Source organism: Paenibacillus cymbidii, from assembly GCF_004764705.1.
Lineage (GTDB): Bacteria > Bacillota > Bacilli > Paenibacillales > NBRC-103111 > Paenibacillus_AN > Paenibacillus_AN cymbidii.
This window is the reverse complement of the sequence record NZ_SHLX01000005.1, coordinates 84,120-101,118: the sequence shown is the minus strand read 5'-3', so window position 1 is coordinate 101,118 and position 16,999 is coordinate 84,120. Positions and strand designations below refer to the sequence as shown.

At 58.9% G+C, this 16,999-nt stretch carries 9 protein-coding genes; 8 read left to right on the top strand and 1 reads right to left on the bottom strand.

All coding sequences use genetic code 11. From position 1 onward, the window contains the following. Window positions 1-69: 69 nt before the first annotated feature. The gene (locus EXY20_RS09040) at window positions 70-948 is read left to right on the top strand and encodes an SDR family oxidoreductase (RefSeq protein ID WP_135549961.1); all 879 of its coding nucleotides are present in this window, start codon (window positions 70-72) and stop codon (window positions 946-948) included. Window positions 949-1,161: 213 nt separating this feature from the next. Here EXY20_RS09040 and EXY20_RS09035 read toward each other — a convergent pair whose 3' ends face one another. Then, a complete protein-coding gene (locus EXY20_RS09035; RefSeq protein WP_135549960.1) occupies window positions 1,162-2,640 on the bottom strand; it encodes a protein adenylyltransferase SelO in 1,479 nt (492 codons plus the stop codon). A gap of 423 nt (window positions 2,641-3,063) precedes the next feature. On the opposite strand from EXY20_RS09035, the gene EXY20_RS09030 reads away from it, so the two are divergent. The 7 genes from EXY20_RS09030 (at window position 3,064) to EXY20_RS09000 (ending at window position 16,994) form a co-directional block, all read left to right on the top strand. After that, window positions 3,064-4,983: an exosporium glycoprotein BclB-related protein gene (locus EXY20_RS09030; protein WP_167859104.1), complete on the top strand. Its 1,920-nt coding sequence runs from the start codon at window positions 3,064-3,066 to the stop codon at window positions 4,981-4,983. Between the two features lie 290 nt (window positions 4,984-5,273). Beyond that, window positions 5,274-6,407: a response regulator gene (locus EXY20_RS09025; RefSeq protein WP_135549956.1), complete on the top strand. Its 1,134-nt coding sequence runs from the start codon at window positions 5,274-5,276 to the stop codon at window positions 6,405-6,407. Window positions 6,408-6,580: 173 nt separating this feature from the next. Next, the gene (ku, locus tag EXY20_RS09020) at window positions 6,581-7,441 is read left to right on the top strand and encodes a non-homologous end joining protein Ku (RefSeq protein ID WP_135549954.1); all 861 of its coding nucleotides are present in this window, start codon (window positions 6,581-6,583) and stop codon (window positions 7,439-7,441) included. A gap of 192 nt (window positions 7,442-7,633) precedes the next feature. Then, on the top strand, window positions 7,634-8,857 hold the full coding sequence (locus EXY20_RS09015) for an ATP-binding response regulator (protein ID WP_167859103.1): 1,224 nt from the start codon (window positions 7,634-7,636) through the stop codon (window positions 8,855-8,857). Window positions 8,858-8,881: 24 nt separating this feature from the next. After that, on the top strand, window positions 8,882-14,593 hold the full coding sequence (locus tag EXY20_RS09010; RefSeq protein WP_135549950.1) for a HAMP domain-containing protein: 5,712 nt from the start codon (window positions 8,882-8,884) through the stop codon (window positions 14,591-14,593). Window positions 14,594-15,039: 446 nt separating this feature from the next. Beyond that, window positions 15,040-16,308 carry a glycosyltransferase family 39 protein gene (locus EXY20_RS09005; RefSeq protein ID WP_167859102.1) on the top strand — a complete coding sequence of 423 codons (1,269 nt, stop codon included), beginning with the start codon at window positions 15,040-15,042 and terminating at the stop codon, window positions 16,306-16,308. Then, window positions 16,287-16,994 carry a glycosyltransferase family 2 protein gene (locus EXY20_RS09000; protein WP_135549944.1) on the top strand — a complete coding sequence of 236 codons (708 nt, stop codon included), beginning with the start codon at window positions 16,287-16,289 and terminating at the stop codon, window positions 16,992-16,994. Before EXY20_RS09005 ends, EXY20_RS09000 begins: the two co-directional genes overlap by 22 nt. The last annotated feature ends 5 nt before the right edge of the window (window positions 16,995-16,999 follow it).

Below are 16,999 nucleotides of genomic sequence, written 5' to 3'. Positions count from 1 at the left end.
GCACAATAGTGGTAATCGCATCAGGAACGCGGATTCGATTCCACAACAAGTGACAAGGAGGGAAGCGCCATGACCACAGGCACCCCGACAACTGCGCCGAAACAGACGTTTCCGCCGCAGCACCAGGACCGCCAGCCCGGCCTTGAAACGGCGATGCACCCGGCGCCGCAATACGAATCGGCCGATTACCGGCCCGGCATGAAGCTGAAAGGCAAAACCGCGCTTATTACCGGAGGAGACAGCGGCATCGGCCGGGCGGCGGCGATCGCCTTCGCCAAAGAAGGCGCCGATGTGGCGATCGTTTATTTGAACGAGCATGAAGATGCGGAGGTGGTGCGCAAGCGGGTCGAAGCGCTCGGCGTCCGCTGTCAGTTGCTTGCCGGCGATATCGGCGAACAATCGTTCTGTAACGAAACGATCGAGCGAACGATCGGCTCCTTCGGCAAGCTGGACGTGCTCGTCAACAACGCAGCCGAACAACACCCGCAGCCGAAGCTGACGGATATTACCGAGCGGCAGCTGGTTTCGACGTTCCGCACGAATGTGTTTGCGATATTCTACATGACCATCGCGGCGCTGCCGCATTTGAAGCGGGGCGCGTCAATCATCAACACCGCTTCGATTACCGCTTACCGCGGCAATCCGACGCTGATCGACTATTCGGCGACGAAGGGCGCCATCGTTTCGTTCACGCGGGCACTCTCGCAAAATGTCGCCGGCGACGGCATTCGCGTCAACGCCGTGGCGCCGGGGCCGATCTGGACGCCGCTCATCCCGTCGACGTTCGACGAACAGGCGGTGTCCACGTTCGGCGGCGACACGCCGATGCAGCGCGCCGGCCAGCCGTATGAGCTGGCGGCCGCATACGTTTACCTCGCAAGCGGCGACTCGTCGTACATGACCGGGCAAACGCTGCACATCAACGGCGGCGAAGTAGTGAACGGTTGAGCGAGGAGGGTGTGCAGTTCAATGTTGTCAAGTTGACGGCAATGGACATTTGCGTTGCCGGGCTTAAACAGGCGAGCCTGGGCAGGTGCTGCAGCGCATGAAACATGCGCTAAACGCGCCGCTGCGAGCCCGTGCAGGTGCTGCAGCGCATGAAACGGCCGCGCACAACAACCCGCCGGATGTAAAATTCCGGCGGGTTGTTGTGCGCGGCCGTCAAGTGCCGCAAAACGTGCGATACGGCCCGGACGGCGCCGGCACCACGCTAAATTCCTCCTGCTCGGGCGAATAAGCGTACGGATCGGCCAGCGTAGCCAGCAGCCGCTCCATCACGCTCAAGTCATCCCGTTCCACGGCGGCGGCCAGCGCTTCTTCGACCCGGTGATTGCGCGGGATCACCGCAGGATTGCTTGCGCGCATCAGCCGCCGCGACTCCTCGTGCGACTGCTCCTGTCGCGCAAGCCGTGCCCGCCACCGCTCGCGCCACTGCCCAAAGTCCGCGGTTCCGAACAACATCGGCCCCGACTCCGTCGTTCCCTCTGCCGACAAGGCGCGGAACGTATTCGTGTAATCCGCATGATGCTTCTGCATCAGGCTGAGCAAATCTTCCGCCAGCGCCTGATCGTGCTCCTCCTCTCCGAACAGGCCCAGCTTCGCCCGCATGCCTGCGAGCCACTCGCCGCGGTAAACGTCGAAATACCGCACCAGCTCCGCCTCGGCAATCCCGATTGCGCGCTCTTCTTCCTCATGCAGCAGCGGCAGCAGCGTTTCGGCGAAGCGCGCCAGGTTCCAGGCGGCGATGTTCGGCTGGTTGCCGTAAGCGTAACGGCCGTGCGTATCGATGGAGCTGAACACTGTAGCGGGATCGTAGCTGTCCATAAACGCACAGGGACCATAGTCGATCGTTTCGCCGCTGATCGTCATGTTGTCGGTGTTCATGACGCCGTGAATGAACCCGACCAACTGCCACTTGGCGATAAGCGCGGCCTGGCGGCTGCACACGGCTTGCAGCAGTGCGGCATAACGCCCGTCGCCGGACGGCAGATCCGGGTAATGACGGGCGATGGCGTAATCCGCCAGCGCTTGCAAATCATCCGCCGCTCCCCACTGTGCGGCATATTGGAACGTGCCGACGCGCAAATGGCTTGCGGCCACGCGGGCCAACACCGCGCCGGGTAGTTCGGTCTCGCGGTAGATCTTTTCTCCCGTTGCCGCAACCGCCAGGCTGCGCGTCGTCGGAATGCCGAGCGCGTGCATCGCTTCGCTGACGATGTATTCGCGCAGCATCGGACCCAGCGCCGCCCGGCCGTCGCCGCGGCGGGAATACGGCGTTCTGCCCGAGCCTTTGAGCTGAATGTCGAACCTGTCGCCGGCAGGAGTGATCTGTTCGCCGAGCAGCAACGCCCGGCCGTCGCCCAGCATCGTAAAGTGGCCGAACTGATGCCCGGCATACGCTTGCGCCAGCGGCGACGCTCCTTCCGGCACCCGGTTGCCGGCAAAAACGGCAGCTCCTTCGTCGCTTTTCGCCAGCGCTTTCGCATCCAGGCCAAGCGAAGAAGCCAGCCGCTCGTTGAGCTTCACAAGCGACGGCGCCCGGACTGAAGAAGGGGCCATCAGGGTATAAAATAGTTCCGGCAGCCGGGTGTAGCTGGTATCGAAGTTCCAGCCTGCTGTCTGTGCATTGTGTTCGTTCATGGAAATCTCCTTCCGGCGGTTGGCATCGATCTCATGCGCAGGCTATAGTATTCCTTTACCATATTGTTTCAAGCGGCGCAACCAACGGACGTGCAGCCGACATGGCGCATAAGGGCCGCTTGTGGGCATGGCGCGACAGGTGTTCAAAGCAAAAGTACGTTTGTAGTTCTTTAGATATAGTTCATATCACTTATTTTTATGGATGAAATTTGTTAAATATATCGGAATATGTCGAATCATGTCCAGAGAATGTCCAGAATAGAACGTTATGATAAAAGAGGAGCAGAAAATAAAGTTGCGGTTCCGGAGGTCTGCCTATAGCGAAACAGTCGGAGGCAAGGCGCAACCATGCGTATCGGAGTGTCAGTTTGTCGGGAATGCCAAAAAGTTGTCGCGATTTCAAAAAAGAAAGTGGGAGAGATTATGGAAAGTAACAAGAAATTTCAAGGAAAACGATCCGCCAAGGACAGTTTGCTGCACAAAGTGAAAAAGCCGGTATTCAAGATGCTTATCGCTTCCGTCGTGCTCACTCAGGCAGCCGGCGTAGCGACATGGGGCGTGCCGAACGTAGTTCATGCGGCGGCGGCGCAATATTCGTTCTCCGACGTCGGCGCGGATTCCTGGGCGTACAAGTACATATCGAAGCTCGCTGCGCTTGGCGTGGCGGAAGGGGACGAAGGCGGCAAATTCAATCCGAACCAATCGGTCAGCCACCAGGAAACGATTGTCCTTGCGCTTCGTTTTCTCGGCGTCGAAAATGCGGCAGCAAGCGGCTCGGGTTCGGGACTGAACGTGAGCGATTGGGCAGCGGGCTGGGCCGAGCTTGCCGTCAAGCGCGGGCTTGTCGTGCCCGGCGAGGAAGCCAACGGACCGAACTGGGGCGCAGAGCCCGCGACGCGCGAGTGGGTCACGAAGCTGGTGGTGCGCTCGATCGGCAAGCAGGCGGCGGCAGCGACGCTCGCCAACAGCGCCGTTCTGTTCTCGGACGCCGCGAGCTCGTCGCCGTGGGCGGTCGGCTATATTAATGCTGCAACGCAGCTGCGCATTATCGACGGTTTTCCCGACAATACGTTCAAGCCGCTTGACTCCATTACCCGGGCGCAAGTGGCCAAGGTGCTCAGCAATGCGGAAACGTATACTGCCGAAAAGCCGGGCAAAGCGGCCAAAGGCACGTTTATTGGCTTGGAAGACGGCACCATCTCCCTGTTGGCGGACAACGGCGAAGTTGAGGAATACCCGGTTGACGGGGAAGCCAGCATTTACGGCAGCGACGGCGAAGGCTCGCCGCTGAAAAAGGGACAGCGCATCATCGTTATCCTGCACAACGGCGCGGCCACCTTCATTGATGTCGCCGAAGTGGAGAAGCAGGAAGTCAACATTCCCGGCGAAAAGGGCGAACAAGGCGCTGCTGGACCGCAAGGCGCTGCAGGTCCGGCGGGACCACAAGGTCCTGCGGGCCCGGCAGGTCCGGCGGGACCACAAGGTCCGGCAGGCGCACCGGGTACGGGAGCGCAAGGACCCGCGGGATCGCAAGGTCCGGCAGGTCCTGCAGGCCCGCAGGGACCCGCAGGACCGCAAGGCCCGGCAGGACCGCAAGGCCCAGCAGGCGCTGCGGGTACGGCCGGCGCTGCGGGTTCGCAAGGGCCTGCAGGCGCGGGACTTAACGGGCTTGTCGCATACGATTCATCGGCAGCTCCAGCTTATACGCTAAATCAAGTCGTCACCTATCAGGGAAGCACTTATATCGTGACTTCGGTTCCTGTGTCGGGTACGCCGGATTCAAGCAGCAGTTACAAGCTTCTGGCTTCCAAAGGGGACCCCGGTGCGGGAGCGATTATCCCTTTCGCTTCCGGCGTTCCGGTGGCGTTGACGACTATAGCGGGCGGACTGGCCGGAACGGGCGGCTTGATCGGATTCGGAAACTCCGCTCCGACGCCATCCATTGTCGGATCGACGATTGATCTGACCGGAAACGGGAGTGTGCTGCAAAACTTCGCCTTCTCCGTACCTCGCGCCGGAACCATTACGAGCCTGTCGGGCTATTTCAGCACAACTGCCGCTTTGACGTTGGTTGGAACGACCGTTACCATTACGGCGCAGCTGTACAGCTCGGCGACGCCGGATGATAGTTTCACGGCGGTTCCCGGCGCGATCGTTACGCTTGCTCCGGCACTTACCGGCGTTCTGGCAATCGGGACGATTTCGTCAGGATTGACGACCGGCCTGTCGATTCCGGTGACCCCGCAAACGCGTTTGATGATGGTTTATACGGTGACTGCCGCCGGAGTATCGTTGATCAATACGGTTGCCGGATATGCCAGCGGCGGCGTATCCATCGACTGATCGGATGTCCGTCCGCAGGAGCGAAGCTGCGGCCCGGTGTGCCAATCCGGCGGCATGAGCCAGTCGGGTTCGTCGCACCGGCAAGCCGGCAAGCCCAACGTCCGCCACGCGCCCGGCAAGGAAGGCGCGCGGCGGGCTTTTTCGTCTTGCATCCGCTAAGCGCAGCTTCAAGGCAAGCGGTAGAAATGCGATGAAAGTGGGTATAATGATTTGACCTGACCAACGGCTCCGGACTTCGGGCTGTTGGTGGCGCAATCAGGCTGACAGTCATACAAGGAGAGACTTGAATCATGAAGGCCATCATTGTAGACGACGAGTTGATGGCGATCAAGCTGTTGCAGAGGTTGCTTGACCTGGACGGCAGAATCGAAGTTGCCGGCACGTTCGTCAATCCGCTGGACGCGATTGCCGCAGTCGCCGAATTGCAGCCGGAAGTCGCCTTTCTGGATATTCAGATGCCGTTGATGAACGGATTGGAGCTGGCCGAACGAGTGAAGGACGCTAACGAGGAGACGGAAATCATCTTTGTTTCCGCTTACGATCAATTTGCGTTCCGGGCGATCAAGGCCAATGCCGTGGACTATTTGCTGAAGCCGGTGGACATTCAGGAGCTGCGAAAGACGATTACCCGTCTGTACAAACGAAAGCGGCTGCCGACCGCCCCGACCTTCGTCAACGAAAAACCGAACACCTTGACCGGGTTCGGCGGATTCCTGCTTGTCGGGAGCGATCCCGCAGACGGGTACGTCAGCTGGCGAACCGGGAAGGCGCAGGAATTAATGGCGTATCTGTTCCTGAAGCGCGGGCAAGAGATCAGCAAATGGGAAATTATCGACGCGCTGTGGCCGGATTGCAGCGAAGTGCAGTCGTTTTCCAATCTTCATACCACGATTTACCAGGTAAGAAAAACGTTGAAGTCGTATGCCGTGGCTGCCGGCATCTCCTACCGCCATTCGCACTACCGGTTTGAGGCGGAGGACCTGGCGAGCGATGTGGCGCAGTTTGCGAGCCTTGCCTTCGCAGAAACGCCGATCACGGCCGCCAACGCGGAAATGTACGAACAGTGCCTCGGGCTGTACAAGGGCGATTTGTTCGGTTCCTGGAGCTACCCTTGGTGCTTGCAGACGCGGGAAATGTATCGCCAGCGGTTCGCCGCGCTTGCAAAACGGCTGGGCGTCTACTTCCTGGGCTCCGGCGACAGAGGCAAGGCGATGCAGCACATCCGGCAATTGATCGACATGCAGCCGCTTGACGAGGAAGCCTATGAAATGGCGATGCGAATCGATCTGGACATGAAGAACCAGGCGGCGTTTATCGCCCGTTATCGACAGCTGGAACGGGTTCTGCATGCGGAACTCGGCATTCAGCCGGACGAACGAATCCGCAAGCTGTTCGAGCGCGGACTGCGTGAAGGTCGCATATAGACTGCAAAGGAAGCCCCGCCAAACCTGCGATTGGCGGGGCTTTTGCGCGTGCGCCCCGTCCATCGGCCCGATCTTGCATGCGCGCCCCCTTCCCCGAATAAACATAAACAGCCGGGTATATTTCTAGCGAATCCGGCGAAACTGGCTACTAGATTCGGTGGGGAGGGAAACGGATGCACACGATTTGGAAAGGCGCCATTACGCTCGGATTCGTCTACGTGCCGGTGAAAATGTACGCGGCGACGGAAGAGAAGGACATTGCCCTGAAGCAGCTGCACGCCGTCTGCGGCAGCGGCATTCATAACGCGCGTACGTGCCCGGTATGCGAAACGGAAGTCGAATGGGACGACATCGTCAAAGGCTACGAATACGAAAAAGGCAAATACGTGCGCTTCGCGAAAGAGGAGCTCGAACGGCTGCAGCCGGACGCGGGCAAAGAAATTCGCATCCTCAGCTTCATCGAACCGGACGAAATCGATCCGGTCTACTACCAGAAAACCTACTACTTGTCGCCAGGCGACACCGGCGCGGCCGCCTACCGCCTGATCGCCGAAGCGATTCGCGCCTCAAGGCGCATCGCCGTCTGCAAAGTGGCCATCCGCGCCAAAACGAGCCTGGCACTGTTGCGGCTGAGCGACGACTGTTTGACGCTGGATACGATTCATTATCCCGACGAAGTACGGCCGGTGCAGCAAGTGCCGAACATGGACGCCGGGCAGCCTGCCGGCGAACGCGAGCTGCTGCTGGCGAAGGAACTGATCCGCCGGTATGCGAAGCCTTTCGCCGCGGCCGACTTCCTGGATGACGACCGGCTGGCCCTGGTCGACGCGATCGAGAAGAAGATGGCCGGCGTCGAATGGGAGGCCCGTCCGTCGGCGAGCCGTCCGCCGGTGACGGATTTGCTCGCGGCGCTGCAGGCAAGCATCGACGAGGCAAGGCCGCCGGAGCCGGAGCAGGCGACGGAGAAGCCGAAGCGCAAACGCCAAACGGCAAAAGCGAAAACCGCCGCTACGGCGGAAGAGACGGCGTCTTAAGCACGGGTACCCGGTATGGTGCGGAGCGGTTAGTGCCTACCCGGGCGCGAGACGCAGGAGCCGCGAGCGCAACAAAAAAAGAGGGGCATCGCCCCTCTTTTTGTCATGCGCAGGTTTCGACCTTTCCCCCTGTTTCAACATGCCAGCAACCGGGTAAAGGTAGCTGTGGAAACTGGGCGAAGGAGGAGCGGCGTGGACAATCCGGTACACATTCTGCTCGTGGACGATCATCCGGAGAATCTGATTGCCATCGAAGCCGTGCTGGCCGGCGAACCGTACCGGCTCGTGCGGGCATATTCCGGCACGGAGGCGCTGCGGGCCGTGCTGGAGACGGAGTTTGCCGTCATCGTCATGGACGTGCAAATGCCGGGAATGGACGGCTTCGAGACGGCAAGCATTATCCGAACGCGCGAAAAATCGAAATACGTGCCGATCATGTTCCTGACGGCGACAAGCAATCGGCTCGAGCATGTGTTTACGGGCTATTCGGTCGGCGCCATCGATTATATGACGAAGCCGTTCGTCCCGCAAATTTTCAAATCGAAAATCGACGGGTACGTCGGCATGTACGAAGCGAACCGGGCGCTGCAAGCCCAGAGCGAGCTGCTGCAGCAGCAGACGAAGCAACTGGAGAAAACGAATCATGCGCTTGCCGCGGCCAAAGAATCGGCCGAAATCGCGTCGCGGGTCAAATCGGAATTTCTCGCGATGATGAGCCACGAAATCCGCACGCCGCTGAACGGCATCCTCGGCATGTCGGACCTGCTGCTCGCCTCCGAGCTGACGGAGGAGCAGGCGCAAATGGCGGAAATTATCCACTCCAGCGGCAAATCGCTGTTGGCCGTTATCAATCATATACTCGAATTTTCGAAAATGGAATCAGGACGCATCGAGCTCGCGCACGAACCGTTCGAGCTCGATTATTGTCTGGAGGAAACGATCGACTTGTTTACGGCGGCGACGAAAGAGCGCCAATTGACGATCGATCTGGCGATCGAACCGTCGCTGTGCGACACCTTCGTCGGCGATGTGAACTGCTTGCGGCAAGTGCTGGTTAATTTGATCGGCAATGCCGTCAAATTTACCCAGGAAGGGGGAGTGTCGATCGTTGTCGGCAAATTGGCGGAGCAAGGAGGGGCGCTGACTATCGAGTTCCAGATTCACGACACCGGCATCGGGATTCCGGAGCACAAGAAACACGAGCTGTTCCGGCCATTCTCGCAGCTCGACGCCGCGACGAACCGCAAGTTCGGCGGAACCGGGCTCGGATTGTCGATTTGCAAGTCGCTGGTCGAGCTGATGGGCGGTTCGATTCGTTATGAGCCGAAAGCGACGCCCGGCGCGACGTTCGTGTTTACGATTCAACTTCGCAAGCATGGGATTGAGAGCGGCAAGGAAATCCCGCACGTCCAGTAAGCACGTTCCGGAGAGGATGAGAGTATGTCGGACAAAGAGATCATGCAGGCGACGCAAGAGCACGGACTGGATGCGGGAGAAGTGTTGCAGGCGCTGATGGCGCTGAAGAAAGGCCGGTTTACGTATCGGATGCCGTACGATCGCACGGGAATCGCCGGCAAAGTGGCCGATACGTTCAACGAAATTATGGACATGCAGGAAAGCCTCGTGCAGGAGGTGCAGGCCGTTGCCCGCGTCGTGGGCAAGGAAGGCAAGCTGTCGCGGCGCTTCGTGCACAAGAACGGCGGCGGCGCCTGGGAGACGGCGATCGAATCGCTCAACGGGCTTGTCATCGATCTGATCCAGCCGACAAGCGAAATGGTTCGCGTCATCAACGCCGTCGCCAAAGGCGACTTGTCGCAGAAGGTCGAGATGGAATTCGAAGGCCGGCCGCTCACCGGGGAGTTTCAGCGCACCGCCAGCAATATCAATATGATGGTGAACCAGCTCAGCATTTTCGCATCCGAAGTAACGCGGGTGGCGCGCGAGGTCGGCACGGAAGGCATGCTGGGCGGGCAGGCGGACGTCAAAGGCGTGTCCGGTACGTGGAAGGATTTGACCGAAAGCGTCAACAACATGGCGAGCAACCTGACCGATCAGGTGCGAAATATCGCGGCGGTGACGACGGCGGTCGCGAATGGCGATTTGTCCAAGCAAATTACCGTCAACGCCAAAGGCGAAATTCTCGAGTTGAAAAATACGATCAACACGATGGTCGATCAGTTGTCGACGTTCGCCTCCGAGGTGACGCGGATGGCGCGCGAGGTCGGCACGGAAGGCAAGCTCGGCGGGCAGGCGGACGTCAAGGGCGTGTCCGGCACGTGGCGCGATTTGACCGAAAGCGTCAATTACATGGCATCGAATCTGACGAATCAGGTGCGCAACATTGCGGTGGTGACGACGGCGGTTGCGAACGGAGATTTGTCGAAGAAAATAACGGCCGACGTACAGGGCGAAATTCTCGAACTGAAAAATACAATTAACACGATGGTCGACCAGTTGTCGACGTTCGCTTCCGAGGTGACGCGGATGGCGCGCGAGGTCGGCACGGAAGGCATTCTCGGCGGGCAGGCGGAAGTGAGCGGGCTGGCCGGCACGTGGCGCGATTTGACCGAAAGCGTCAATTATATGGCGTCGAACTTGACAAACCAGGTGCGGGGCATCGCCGAAGTGACGACCGCGGTCGCGAAAGGCGACTTGTCGAAGACGATTACGGTCGACGCCAAGGGCGAAATTTTGCAGCTGAAAAGCACGATCAATACGATGGTCGCACAGTTGTTGACGTTCTCGTCGGAGGTGACGCGCGTTGCCCGCGAGGTGTCGACCGAAGGCATTCTCGGCGGCCAGGCGGACGTTAAGGACGTATCTGGCACGTGGAAGGATTTGACCGACAGTGTCAACTTCATGGCGAGCACGCTCACCGACCAGGTGCGCAATATTGCGGAAGTGACGACGGCGGTGGCGAAGGGCGATTTGTCCAAACAAATTACGGTCAACGCCAAAGGCGAAATTCTCGAGCTGAAAAATACGGTCAACACGATGGTCGAGCAGCTCTCCACGTTCGCTTCGGAAGTGACGCGGGTGGCGCGCGAGGTCGGCACCGAAGGCATGCTGGGCGGACAAGCCCAGGTCAAAGGGGTGGCCGGCACGTGGCGCGACTTGACGGAAAGCGTCAACTACATGGCGTCGAATCTGACGAACCAGGTGCGCAACATCGCGGTAGTCACGACGGCGGTCGCCAACGGCGACTTGTCTAAGAAGATTACAGCCGACGTGCAGGGCGAAATTCTCGAGTTGAAAAATACGATCAACACGATGGTCGACCAGCTGTCGACGTTTGCGTCCGAGGTGACGCGGGTGGCGCGCGAGGTTGGCACGGACGGCAAGCTTGGCGGCCAGGCGCAGGTACGCGGCGTTGGCGGCACGTGGAAGGACTTGACCGAAAGCGTCAATAATATGGCGCGCAACTTGACCGACCAGGTGCGCAACATCGCCGACGTGACGACGGCGGTGGCGAAGGGCGATCTATCGAAGAAGATCACCGTCGACGTCAAAGGCGAAATTCTCGAACTGAAAAACACGATGAACACGATGGTCGACCAGCTGTCGAACTTCGCCTCCGAGGTGACGCGCGTCGCCCGCGAGGTCGGCACGGAAGGCAAACTCGGCGCGCAGGCGGAAGTGAAGGACGTTTCCGGCACGTGGAAGGATTTGACCGATACGGTCAATACGATGGCGAGCAACCTGACGATCCAGATGCGCAACATCGCCGGCGTCACGACGGCGGTCGCCAACGGCGATCTGTCGAAGAAAATAACGGTCGACGTCAAAGGCGAACTGTTCGAGCTGAAAAACACGATCAACACGATGGTCGACCAGCTCAATTCGTTTGCGTCCGAGGTGACGCGGGTGGCGCGCGAGGTCGGCACGGACGGCAAGCTCGGCGGCCAGGCGCAAGTGCGCGGCGTCGGCGGTATTTGGAAAGATTTGACCGACAACGTCAACATCATGGCAACAAACTTGACCGATCAGGTGCGCGGCATTGCCAAAGTCGTGACTGCAGTAGCGAACGGCAATCTGAAGCAGAAACTGACGGTCGAAGCGAAAGGCGAAATCGCCGAACTGACGGACACGATCAACAACATGATTGACACGCTGGCGACGTTTGCCGTGCAGGTGACAACGGTGGCGCGCGAGGTCGGCGCGGAAGGCAAGCTCGGCGGGCAAGCGAGCGTGCCGGGCGCCGCCGGCACGTGGCGCGATTTGACCGACAACGTCAATTACATGGCGAGCACGCTGACGACGCAGGTGCGCGCGATTACGAACGTGGCGACGGCGGTGACGAACGGCGACCTGTCGCGGGCGATCGACGTTGCCGCTGCCGGCGAAGTGGCGACGCTGAAGGACAACATCAACGAAATGATACGCAACCTGAAGGAAACGACGCGCATCAACACCGAGCAGGACTGGCTGAAAACGAATCTGGCCAAATTTACCCGCATGCTGCAGGGACAGCGCGATTTGTATGCAGTCAGCCGGATGATCTTGTCCGAGCTGGCGCCGCTCGTGTCGATGCAGCACGGCGTCTTCTATATCAACGAGCCGATGAGCGGCGATCAGGTGCTGAAGCTGTTCGCCAGCTACGCCTACCAGCAGCGCAAGCATCTGGCCAACGAATTCCGCGCCGGGCAAGGGCTGGTCGGACAATGCCTGATCGAGAAGCAGCGCATCGTGCTGACGAACGTGCCGGGCGACTATGTCGTCATTTCGTCGGCGCTCGGCGAAGCGACGCCGCTGAATATCGTGCTGCTGCCGATTATTTTCGAGGATCAGGTGCTGGCGATTCTGGAGCTGGCATCGTTCCGCCCGTTCAGCGCCATCGACTTCGCTTTCCTCGACCAGTTGACCGAATCGATCGGCATCGTCATCAACACGATGCAGGCGAACCAGCGCACCGAGGAACTGCTCATTCAGTCGCAGTCGCTTACCGAAGAGCTGCAGAAGCAGCAGCAGGAGCTGCAAATAACGAACGACGAACTGGAGGACAAGGCGAAGCTGCTCGTCATCCAGAAGGCCGAAGTCGAAAGCAAAAACAAGGAAGTCGAAGTCGCCAAACGCTATTTGGAGGAAAAAGCGGAACAACTTGCGCTGACGTCGCGCTATAAAAACGAGTTTCTCGCGAACATGTCGCACGAGCTGCGCACCCCGCTCAACTCGCTGCTGCTGCTCGCCGAACAACTGGCGGAGAATCCGGATGCAAACTTGTCCGAGCAGCAAGTCAAATTCGCGCTGACGATCCAGGACTCGGGGCTTGAGCTGCTCAACCTGATCAACGACATTCTCGACTTGTCGAAGATCGAGTCCGGCACGATTTCGCCGGAGTACGGCGAACTGTCGCTAGTCGAGTTGACCGACGGGCTTGAGCGTACGTTCCGCCACATGGTCGACGACAGCAAGCTCGAATACCGGATCAAAATCGAGCCCGACGTGCCGCGGCACATCGTTACCGATGCGAAGCGGCTGCAGCAAATTTTGAAAAACCTTTTGTCGAACGCATTCAAGTTTACCGAGCAAGGGCAAATCATGCTGTTGATTCGCCGCGCCTATTACGGCTGGAAGCCGGAAAGCGAGCGGCTCGCCCGGGCCGGCATGGTGCTGTGCTTCTCCGTCAGCGACACCGGGATCGGCATTCCGCAGGAGAAACAGCAAATTATTTTCGAAGCGTTCCAGCAGGCGGACGGCAGCACGAACCGCGAATACGGCGGCACCGGGCTCGGGCTTGCGATCTCGCGGGAAATCGCGGAGATGCTCGGCGGCGAAATAACGCTGTACAGCGAAGTGAACAGCGGCAGCGTGTTTAACTTGTATGTTCCGCTGGAGATCGAAGCGGAGGAGCCGGAGCCGAGACCGAAGCGGGTGCCGGAAGTGATCGACGTGACGCCGCCGCCGCGCAGCCGGCTTGCCGTGAAACCGGCGGCCAGCGCCGTGGCGGACGATCGCGATCGCCTGCAGCCGGGGGATTGCGTTTTCCTGATCGTCGAGGACGACGAGAAGTTCGCTTCCATCATCGTCGACATGCTGCACAAAAAAGGATGGAAGGCGGTCGTGACGGCCAAAGGGGCGGAGGCGCTCGAGCTGGCGCAGCGGTACAAGCCGGCGGCGATTACGCTCGACCTGCACCTTGCCGACACGGACGGCTGGCTCGTGATCGAGCAGCTCAAGAGCGATATTAACGTCCGCCATATCCCGGTTTGTGTCATGACCGTGGACGAAGACGAAATTCCGCTGCTGCAGAAAGGCGTCTACGACTACTTCTGCAAGCCGGTTACCAGCGAGGCGCTCGAGCGGGCGCTGGACAAGCTGAGCGAGTTCGCCGGGCAGCAGGTGAAGCAGCTGCTTGTCGTCATCGGCGACGAGCAGCGCCGGCAGTCGACCGTCGACTGGCTCGACAGCGCAGATGTCAAAATCGTCGCCGTCGACACCGGCCGCAAGGCGCTCAATCAATTAAACGCCAAAACGTTCGATTGCGTGCTGGCGGACAGCGACTTGCCGGACATGAACGCGCTCAAGTTCGTGCGCGAGGTGCAGAAGAAGGCCGGGCACAAAAACGTGCCGATCGTCATGCACCACAGCGGCAAGCTGCTGCCGGAAGAAGAAAACGAGTGGGACGAGCTGCTGAAGTCGGCCGTCATCCGCGAAGCGAAGTCGCCCGTTCAGCTGATGGACGAAACGACGCTGTTCCTGCACCGACGGGCGGAGCAGCTGCCGGAGGAATCGCGCGAGGCGCTGCTCAAGCTGCACAAGTCCGATGCGATGATCGAGTTCAAAAAAGTGCTTGTCGTCGACGACGACATCCGCAATATTTTCGCGCTCACGACGATTCTCGAGCGGCACCACATGAAAGTGATCCCGGCGGAGAACGGCCAGGACGCCATCACCATTCTGGAGCGGACGTCAGATATCGAAATCGTGCTGATGGACATCATGATGCCGGTGATGGACGGTTACGAAACGACGCGCGCGATTCGTGCGTTGCCCGCCTTCCGCGAGCTTCCGATCATCGCGCTGACGGCCAAGGCGATGAAGGGCGACCGCGAGCTGTGCCTGGAAGCCGGCGCTTCCGACTACATCACGAAGCCGGTGAACAGCGCGCAATTGCTGGCGATGATGCGGGAGTGGCTGGATCAGAAAGCGTGACCGCCACCTGGCCGCGGCATTTTTTGAAATAGGCCATGTTTGATGGCCTATTAGACCAAAAATAGGGGCCAACGCCAAAATAGCCATTGATTTTACTGGCTATTTTGGCGCGTGGCCCCATTTTGCTGAGATTCGGCCGCAATAGCCAGCGATTTCGCTGGCTATTTGCAACGAAGCAGGCAAAATGGCGCGCATAGGCCATTTTTTACTGGCTATTTTTGTCCCCGATCATCAGTCTGCTGCTGTTCAGCCTTCGTACCTTCATGCACTCACATTTCTAATTCAACTCTAATAGTTGTAAAGAAACTGTGAAGAAAGTGTGAAAAAAGTAGTTGCTAAAGATTGCGATTCCGTGCAGAATAGAGGAAGAAGCGAAGCGGACGAACGCCGTCAGAGGCATGCGCCGATCGCCTTTCATCCTGCGCCCAACCTGGAGCCGTGCCGCCTTGGAACGACTGTTTACCCGCCTGTACACAACCTTTAAGGATCGCGAATATATTTATTATCTCCCGCTCGCCATGCTGTGCATCGCGCTTCGCGAGCGACATTTCTTCCGCATTTATTACTCCGGCAAAGGGTTTCCCCAATCCGCGGATTCGCAGTGGTATCTCGACTATGCGCATGGCCTCATCAAGTCGTTTCGGATCGGCCTGCACATGGACGACATCATGTATTTCGGCTACAATACGCTGCTTGCGCTGCTGCTCGCCATTTTCAAGAATCCGGTCACTGTCATTTTCGTCCAGGCTTTTGTTTCCGGCCTCAGCGTCATTCTCGTGTACCAAATCGCCCGTATGCTGTTCAATCGGGGAGCTGCCATTATAGCATCTTACTTTTATGCCGATAATTGGAACATCAGCATCTGGTCGATGTACATTTTGTCCGACAGCTTCTTCAGCTGTTTGCTGCTGTTGACGGTATTCCTGCTGCTCAAGTACATCGAATCGCCCACAAGCATATACCGACCGCTGTTCGTCGTTTCCATGCTGTACATGCTCGTGTTCCGACCGACGGGCATCATGTCCGCCGTGTTCCTGCTGCTTTATTTGCTTGTCCTGAAACCGCCGGCGGTATGGATCGGCTATCTGAAGCGGAATCGCTACATCATCGTCGGCGCGCTCGCCGCGGTTATGCTCCTGTGCGGGCTTGCCGTCGCTTCCGGCAAACTCGATCCGCTGATCGTTTCCATGCAGGACAATGCGAAGAAGGTGTTGTACAACATTTACGCCAACGGCTGGATTTACGATCGTTCGACATCGCACGATTACGTCTATAAGCCGGACTATACGATCGATATCGCGGGCAGTCTCGTGCTTAGCTTCGTCATCCACAATTTCGATCACATTCTGGTGCTGTATGCCAAACGGATTTTTGCGCTGCCGGGGTGGTGGATATGGAGCACGGACCTGCGGACGAAAGCCGGGATCGTCAGCTTCTTCTGGAATATCCTGCCGACGGTGCTGCTGCTGATCGGAACGGTTGCCGCCATCCGCGGCCGGCTGTTCCGCAAAGCGTCGGTCGTGTGGCTCGTGATGCTGTCCGTCTTCCTGTTCTGCATCGTGTTTTTCATCGACGCCATGTACCGGTACAAGGCGCCGTCATTGCCGTTTATCGCCATCGCCGCGGGCTACGGCGCGGAACGGGTCATCAGCTTGGCGCTTGGCCTCATCAAACCGATAACGAGGAAGCTGACATGGATCAGAAAAAGCTATTGATCGCGATTCCGGCCTATAACGAACAGCACAATATTATGAAAGTGATCCGCGAAATTCGCGAGAGCTTGCCGGACGCCGGCATTGTGGTCGTCAACGATTGCTCCCGCGATGCCACTTCCGACGTGGCGCGCAAGGCGGCGGACGTTTCGGTGATCGATTTGCCGTGCAACCTCGGGATCGGCGGCGCCGTGCAAACCGGCTTCAAATTCGCGTGCGAACGCGGCTACGAAGCCATGGTGCAAATCGACGGCGACGGCCAGCATATTCCGCGCGAGGTGGACAAGCTGCTGGACGCGATGGCGCAAACCGGCTGCGATATGGTCATCGGTTCGCGTTTTCTCGGCGTGCAATCGTTCCGCACGACGCGGATGAGGCGGTTCGGCATCCGCCTGTTCTACCACCTGTTCCGGATACTCATCCGGGAGCGGGTGACGGACAGCACGTCGGGTTTCCGGCTGTACAATCGCAAGTGCATCGAACTGCTCAGCAAACACTATCCGGAAGATTACCCGGAGCCCGACGCCATCATTTTGCTGAAAAAGAACGGCCTGCGCATCAGCGAAGTCGGCGTCGAGATGCGGGAGCGCGAGCACGGAACGTCGTCCATTTCGATACTAAAAGGCCCGTACTATATGTCGAAAGTGATGGTTTCCATCTTCTTTACTTACATCAGAACCAGGTGGTGAGCGGC

Excerpts from the sequence above, each read along its gene's own strand:
- EXY20_RS09040 (WP_135549961.1), top strand. The coding sequence starts at position 70 with ATGACCACAGGCACCCCGACAACTGCGCCGAAACAGACGTTTCCGCCG.
- EXY20_RS09035 (WP_135549960.1), bottom strand. The coding sequence starts at position 2,640 with ATGAACGAACACAATGCACAGACAGCAGGCTGGAACTTCGATACCAGC.
- EXY20_RS09030 (WP_167859104.1), top strand. The coding sequence starts at position 3,064 with ATGGAAAGTAACAAGAAATTTCAAGGAAAACGATCCGCCAAGGACAGT.
- EXY20_RS09025 (WP_135549956.1), top strand. The coding sequence starts at position 5,274 with ATGAAGGCCATCATTGTAGACGACGAGTTGATGGCGATCAAGCTGTTG.
- ku (WP_135549954.1), top strand. The coding sequence starts at position 6,581 with ATGCACACGATTTGGAAAGGCGCCATTACGCTCGGATTCGTCTACGTG.
- EXY20_RS09010 (WP_135549950.1), top strand. The coding sequence starts at position 8,882 with ATGTCGGACAAAGAGATCATGCAGGCGACGCAAGAGCACGGACTGGAT.
- EXY20_RS09000 (WP_135549944.1), top strand. The coding sequence starts at position 16,287 with ATGGATCAGAAAAAGCTATTGATCGCGATTCCGGCCTATAACGAACAG.